The following is a 7,915-nucleotide window of genomic DNA, read 5'->3' on the forward strand; positions in this document are numbered from 1 at the left end:
GATTTTAACATTCTTTAATTTTAAATCCTGAATCAGTTGTTCTGTAATTACTGATTTCTTCGCTTCTTTAATTACTAAATTCTCAAAACTAAAATCCGATAGTACATATTGATCCGATTTTTGAATATCAAACATGGTTTTAGATTCTAAATTGATATTCTTTAGCTTTACCCCCCTGGCATAAGACATTTTAATTCCTTTTTCGCCTTTAAGGTCAAAAAATTGTGTCCAGGGCTTTATAAATAACACGCTACCTACATTACCTGTAACATCTTCTACAAGGATGTTTTCGTACAACTGTGGCGTGTCAGGACGCATTTTTAATTGTAGTAACCTTTTCGCTCCGTCCAGGCTGTTTCTCCTGAAAATAATGTTATAGCTGTGGATAGATTCACTCCCGCAAGTTAACGCACTATGGCAAAAGCCAAACTTATTGTCTTCTATGATGATATTGGAATTCGCTCCATTGTTTTTGTCATTATCAGCGAACGGCCCCTTACCTCCTTTTAAAGCAATGGCATCGTCATTTACCGAAAGATAGCAGTTTTTGATATGGACATTTTTGCAAGCATCTAAGTCTATGGCATCCGAACTTGGTGCCTTCACAGGATGTTCGGGGGCAAAAATGTGAAGATCTGTCAATCGTAAATACTCACATTTATAAAAATGTGAAGTCCAGAAAGGTGAGTTTATTAATTTTATTCCCGAAATTCTTACATTATTACTATTAGATACATAAAGAATGCGAGGGCGCATTTCGTCCATATTGGTACATTGCGGGTTAAACTGTCTTCTTAACCAAAATGACTTCCAATATCTTAACCCATTTCCATTCAATGTACCTTTACCCGAAACCGTAAACCCGTCTACCTGATCCGCATTAACCAAAGCCGCAAAATATTTAACAGTTTGCCCTTCTATTCTGGTGGTCAACAGCCGGAAGTTACTGATGTCATCACTTCCCTTTAAAGTCGCTCCTTCTTCCAAATACAAATGAGTTTTGGGCCTGAAGAACAAAGAACCACTCAAAAAAGTACCTCGGGGAATAATAACTACTCCTCCACCCATTTGATGAGCTTTATCTATAACCGACTGTATAAGCTCTGTCTGAATGACTGTGCTATCATTTACTACTCCAAAGTCTGTTATTTTATAATGTTTTCCCAGTTTATTGATATCTGTTGGCGCATCATTTTTAAACCACTCCGGAATAGCTTCACCATTTGGAAAAGCTTCCCTGGCAAAACCGGTTTCAACAAATACAAACAGTAATATGATGACTATTTTTAGATTATTTCTCATGTCTTATCTTGAATAACGCTATTGCTATCTACAAAACACCCAACTAAGCTCCGGATCTCACATAACATGGTTATTTCTAGGTTTACAATCCTAATATAACTCGTTAGTTTGTATAGGGCATCATGTGGTATCCTGTATCGAACAATATTTTATTGATTTAATACCAAACTTTTATAAATTAAGGATCTCCCGGTTGGAATAGGCGTTTATATTATTTTAAAAATAAAAGGTGACGACGTTTTATACTTACCTCCCTGAGTTGTTGTAAACAGATATACAGGTTTACCATCTCTCAGCAGCAATTGTGGTCTTTCAAATCGCCCGTATTTTTTTAGATGCTTCGGAGCTTGCTCCTGTTGGAAATAAAATTTTGTTGCCCGGTAAGCTACTTCAGGTTTTGACCACTTTAGCCCATTTCTAGAGTGCATTAACAGTCCATTTTCATGATTAATGTAACCCATGTCTCTGGCTATCATATTAAATTTCCTGTTCTCTAACCAGACAAAAGCATCCTCCATTTGTGCATTGTTCCCATATTTTGAGAAGTCTATAACCGGGTTAGCTTTAGATTTCTCATAGGGCCCCAGCAAATTATCAGCAATAGCCAACCCATATTTTCTATTAGCTCTAATTGCACCTGACTGATTTGCATATTCCTTATTGTTCCATGATTTGTAAAACAAATAGTATTTATCCCGATATTTAACAAATGCCGGATTTGTGGTGCAATGGTCATCCCATTCACCTTCCTGTCCAGGCAAAAGAATAGGTTCATCTGTTCGTTCCCATGGTCCATACAAAGAATCTGAGATAGCCATACCTATGCGTTTGGTATTTGTTTTCCCATTACTGTTCCCCATATAAAAAAGGCAATATTTATTATCCACATACTGTATAGCAGGATTATGACAGGTAGTTGCATCCCAATATCCTTGTCTCGGTTTCAGAACAGTTCCCTTAACTTCATAGGGTCCTTCTGGTTTATCGGCTACCGCATGGGCAATTTCGCTACCATTTATCCAACCACTCATACCTTTTTTTGAATTCCATCTGGAAAAAAAGAGATGCACCTTTCCTTCATGATCAAAAATGGGGCTGTTACACCAAACATAATATCCTTCCAGCTCTAGTACCCTGCCAACAGGTACCAACCTTTTCTCGAAATCAGATCGGGGGGAAAAGGCAAATGAGTCGGTACCCCCTAAGCAAATCCCTGCTGATAAAAGTCCTAAATCTTTGAAAAACTCTTTACGATTCATTATCGACGATGTTTAGAAAAATTACAATCCACAGTGTTTTAATCTTGTTGGTATGCCCTGAGAACAACTGGTCCTAACAAACCAGAAGGCATCAATTTCCAATCTTTAGCATTAAATGCTTTGTAATCTATATTAACGAAATTGATTTCATGATAATTCCTCCAGTTAACTCCCTTTTGGTCCAAATCCCTGATTCTGTTTGCCATCAGATTATTAACCTCTATCTTCAATGTATTTTTTCCCTTTTTTAAATATTTCCCAACTCTTACTTCAAACGGTATACTCCAGACTATACCTACCTCGATTCCGTTTACCCAAACTTTGGCACTTTCCGCTACCTTACCCAAATCAAGAATATATTCATACGAAGATTTTGGGTTAAAATTAAAGGTGGTTTCGTATAACCCTGAACCCGAAAATTTATTAGCTTTTTCATCACCAAATGCTGTCCAGGACTTTAATGTCACCGATTTTCTATTTGCCGGTAACTCTGGCCCTCCATTGGCAAAACTTAAATTCCAGTTTTTTTCTATTGTAGTGGACTGCATTTCTCTTCCTAAGTAGTTCCACTTTTTTATATCGGACTTTTCTTTCGAAATTTTCAGAATAAACGCTTGTCCCGATTTAATTTGAATACGTACGCTGCCAGCATCTACATCTGCTTCACCTATCTCACCATTTTGCGGATCCATTAAAATCACCTGATTCCCTTTCGCTTTTAACTTTACAAATTCATTAACATTATTTGCAGAATGATTAACGACATAATAAAATGTATCATTATCATTAACCCGACGTGTAAATCTGAGTCCTTTGTCTACCAGTTCTTCACGATTAATTTTTATAGCAGAAAGGGCTGTTCCAAAATCCTGAGATAAGATTATCTCACCATTACCTATACGATATCTTTTTAATCCGCCCTCTGATTTAAAATCAAGAGTGTTTATCAATTGATTGAATTTTGCTCTTCTTTCTTCTAAGTTGGCCAAACCCGGAACGTCTTTTGGCAGAGACTGGAATATTATGCTCGCCCCGTTTCTTGCGAGACCGAGAATATTTTCCAGCGTTACTTCTGACATTAAACTACTTTCCGGAATGAGTAATACTTTATAGGGGTTGGCATGACTACTGGTGCTAATATTGCCGGCAATGACTTTTGAATTCCCAATAATTTTGTCTGTAGCAAAATCAAAGGAATATCCCTTATCTGAAAGTATTAATGATTGTTTATAAAATGCCGTGGGATGCAACCAGTTATCTACATTATGCACTTTAAGCGCCATATCTAATCCTTTTGGATTATTCCAAACGTCGTAAATTGGCCAGTACATTAATATTTCATGATCAGCTTTTGTAGACTGTAACACAGACTGTACACGCGTAATATATTCATTCAACCCTTTCAGATGTGGCCAAAAAGAATTATTAGGAACAAAATTTACTGAGGCATAAAATAGCCATCCCGGGTAGCCCGCTTCTTCCGGAGAGTATGTGGTCCCATGATAAAACACATGATTTACTCCTGATAGAAACAATTGTTCTACCTCTGGCTTGGCCTGGGATAATGAAGTTTTAAAATGATCAGTAAGCCAGGTAAAAGTTTCAGAAGAAGTGTACTTTTTACCATGAGTATTGGTGGCCGATGTCGCGAATTTAAACATCATCGGGTCTGGGTCCACATTTCTTATATCGCTACTATCACGCCTTAAGCCCGGAACAGGAAAAAAACTTGAACCAAATGTTTCGCATTCTGCAATATCGGTTGCGGCATATAAATCTATCAGATTTCCTGGTGAACCATGAGCCTGATTTCTTGACAAAGCCCGGTATTTATGTGAAAAACCTGTAAATTCATCTAAAAAGTTTCGCTGTAACAGCTCGCTCATAACTTCCCTATAATCAGATTTTACACGAGCAACCTTATCATTTTGTACATTCTTGTCTGTAAGTTCTGCTAAATAATCTTCTAAATTGTAGCCTTTTATTTTTTTGAATTCTTGAAAAAACAATGGTGTCCAGTTAGCTCCATAAACTTCATAACTGTCATTAAAAAATGATCTGACACCTGGTTGGTTGCCCGAAAAAGCCTTGTCAAAGCGATCAAGATAAACATCTACTGACTTTTTGTCTAAATGGTCTAATGTATAGCCTTCTCCACCAGGAGCAGATCGCTTAACCTTCTGACGGGTTTTGCCTTCAAAAAAGGCAATTATATCGACACTTTCTACATTTGGGGTCCAGTTTAATGTTCCATCCGCAGCAATAAAAGGCATTAAATCTATACTTGTTCCGTTAGGTGCGATGGCTCTTAATGCCTGTAATTTTGCATCGGCTTGCTTAACCTCTTTAACCACGATTTTTTCTGCAAGCTTTTCTTTCCCGTTTAACGAATAGCGCTGTACAATCATTTTAGTAGCGGCGAAATCACTGGTAATCTGAGGACCACCAAAAGGCCAGCCCGTACCCAAATTCATGTCTACTCCCATTCCCCTGGCATTCGCCCCATCTACAGAAAACTTTAACATTTGAAGCCATTGCGACGACAAAAAAGGGATATACTTATTTTCAAAACCTTTGGCACCATAAATTGGAGTAATCTCTACACCTCCAAAACCAACTTCATGATATTGCTCCAGTGCCCTGGCTATGTTCTTTTCATCTACTGCGCTCCCCATCCACCACCATCTGGTCCAGGGTTTCATTTCTTTAGTTACCAAGGGCCATATATTGGACTGTGCTTTTCCGGTAAACGCAGCGGCAACTAACAATATCAACAAATAACTTTTTCTACAATTCATTCTTTAAAATTGGTTAGCCAAATGAAATACTTTTTATAATATCTAAACAAAAAATCATCTGGTTTTTGTAATACGCTCATTAACGCACTAAAGTAATGGCAATCAGACCTATTACTACATCATTTGCCTTTGTTTCTAACGTTATACTTTTAAGTTTCTTCTCTTTATCTGAAGGCATATCCAATAACGTTATCGCCCCTCCGTTAACTCCATAATTACTAAATCCCTTTATCGCATAAAAAGAGCTGTTGTTTAATTTGAATTCACCCGTTTTTAAATATAATCTTGGCGGTCTTGGCGTTTCAATTGCAAACGCATAATCATCAATATAATAATCCTGTTCTATAGGCCACCAATTATCCGGATTCCTTAGCTCCATCACCTTTTTGGTACCGTCTGTATATTCTACACTTACAACCCCATTGACAATTCTACTCTGCATTGGGTTTGTAGAACCTCCCATCAGTAAATAAATGTGTGAAGCCGTTCCTGTTAATGGTATATTTACTTTTGTCGGAAAATTGTCCCATTGAGATGTAAAAACAACGTTCCTACCAGCTTTTCCTTCGCGAATGGCAAATGCTATTTTTTCATTAAATGGAATCTTACCGCCATTTTCAGCCAATTTATTTTTCAGTCCATCGTCTTCTAAAACAGGTTTTATTAATGGATAACACCAATTTCCAATGCCCTGAACAGGTAATTGTAATGTAGTAACGGCTGGTCGGGGCGTTAGGTATTTATTTTCAAATATTCTTGTAATCTGATTATTATAAAAACCGGACAGGTCTACAGTTATTGCTTCTTTAATTTTAACCGGTTTGATATTCCAATTGATTACTGTTGTATCTAAAAGCGTTTTGTTATTTGACTTAACAACAATCTGGTTACTTCCTGGAATAACATCTGCTCTGCTAAAAGAGAAGGTATTTTTACCATTAACTAAATTTACCTTCTTTATACTGTGCTGAAAGCCAGGATTTATTGACAATTCGGCATTTGAGATACTTGTATTGCTTATAATATCAAAATTAATCTGATCTGCTGCCTGATCTTTGTTATATACTACATATATATCCGGATTAAGCGTAATATGATAGGGTTTGTACCAAATTAAGTCTCCGTTTCTGACTTTTACAAATAGTGTTTTGCTGCCTGTACTGTTTTTAATTCGGGCCTGAATTTTCTTTGAAGCCAGTTTGATATTGTCCAAAATTCTCTGTGGATCAATGACCTCCAGAAAATCGCCTTCAGCAGCCGTTAACGTCAATCCATCAGATACTGATAAAGAAAATTCTTCGTATTTTGATATCATTTTGCCTACCCATTCAATTTGTACATTATTTTCTGCTGAACTTCCACAATCTATTGAAATTTGAGGAAACCCAACAGAATGCTCGACCAAAGACCAGGATGCTTTTTTGCCATTTACCCATATATTCTTTATCCCGGATCGGTATGCTTTCAGCTGAAGTTTTAAGTTCATTGAAAAAGGAAATCTGGATACCACTTTATATGTATCTATATCACCATTTCTCTGAAAAGAGACTAAAGCGTCAGGAATGTCCAAAGAGGCATGATCCCAGGACTTAGGTAGCCCCGGTTGTATTAATAAAGTATTATTAAAAGCATCGGGTTGAATACCAAATAGGCCTTCTATCAAAGCTCTGCCTGTCATGCCAACAGGATCGGCAAAATCGCGATATAGCTCACCTCTCATTGCATCGTAAAAGGATAACTGTTGGAAATTTCCCGGGCTTGCTCCCAAATACATACTTTCTATTAAAGCACTTTCCCAAAGTTTAAAAGCTTCTTCACTTCGGTTTCCCTGCCAATAAGCTAACGAAGTATTCATCAATTCTGCTAAAGCGACATTATTTACTGACCATGTATAAGGATGCCAGTTTGTAGTTGACAAGGTATAATATCCTTTATCTTCCAACCCTTTTGCTTTGATTGGAATGTGAGGAATCTGAGTATCTATATATCTCAAGGCCTGATAGGCTTCAAAATTATCCGGAACTTTAGAATCGATTGCATGATAGATACTCCAAAGACCAGGTTGTTCATGAAGCATTTTATTGCCTGACTTATCAATATATTCTGCATACCAACCTTTATTTTTTAGCCATAAAGTTCTTTTAACTGCATGCAGAATATGTTCGGCTTCTTTCTCATAGGGTTTTGGATCTTTTCCAATGATTTTAGCCAGTCGGGCCATTTCAATATTAGCTCTATAATTATATGCTGTCGTATGTGTCACCCCGCCTCCGCTATATTGTAAAGCGTCGCTTGCCCAAATAGCAGCGTAAGCATCATAAAGCCCATCTCCGTCAGCATCATAATTCCTCTTTTCCCACTTCATATTCCTTTCCAAAGTTGGCCACAATGATTTTAAAAAATCAATATCTCTGGTCCATTTAAAATGTGTATAGATCTGATCAAAGAAAACCAGATTCATATTGTAATGATGTGGACGATCGTTCGCATTGGGATTTCTACTGATGTAACCAGAACTAAACATAGATGTTCCCATCACCTCCTTTTGCCGGGCCA

At 37.2% G+C, this 7,915-nt stretch carries 4 protein-coding genes; all 4 read right to left on the minus strand.

The genetic code is table 11. The features are described 5' to 3' along the window. Window positions 1–1,302, minus strand: a 1,302-nt coding sequence (locus ABWO41_RS13105; RefSeq protein ID WP_353138716.1) for a rhamnogalacturonidase, incomplete at its 3' end; no start/stop codon positions are given. Between the two features lie 206 nt (window positions 1,303–1,508). Continuing rightward, complete coding sequence (locus ABWO41_RS13110) at window positions 1,509–2,561, minus strand: glycoside hydrolase family protein (RefSeq protein ID WP_353138719.1); 1,053 nt, start codon at window positions 2,559–2,561, stop codon at window positions 1,509–1,511. Window positions 2,562–2,599: 38 nt separating this feature from the next. Continuing rightward, on the minus strand, window positions 2,600–5,359 hold the full coding sequence (locus ABWO41_RS13115) for a glycosyl hydrolase (protein ID WP_353138722.1): 2,760 nt from the start codon (window positions 5,357–5,359) through the stop codon (window positions 2,600–2,602). Window positions 5,360–5,438: 79 nt separating this feature from the next. Continuing rightward, window positions 5,439–7,915, minus strand: a 2,477-nt coding sequence (locus ABWO41_RS13120; RefSeq protein ID WP_353138725.1) for a glucosidase family protein, incomplete at its 5' end; no start/stop codon positions are given.

The sequence above is a fragment of the Pseudopedobacter sp. genome (genome assembly GCF_040392825.1).
Lineage (GTDB): Bacteria > Bacteroidota > Bacteroidia > Sphingobacteriales > Sphingobacteriaceae > Pseudopedobacter.

What these genes read in the sequence shown, in the direction of transcription:
- ABWO41_RS13110 (WP_353138719.1), bottom strand. Translation starts at nt 2,561, where the DNA reads ATGAATCGTAAAGAGTTTTTCAAAGATTTAGGACTTTTATCAGCAGGG.
- ABWO41_RS13115 (WP_353138722.1), bottom strand. Translation starts at nt 5,359, where the DNA reads ATGAATTGTAGAAAAAGTTATTTGTTGATATTGTTAGTTGCCGCTGCG.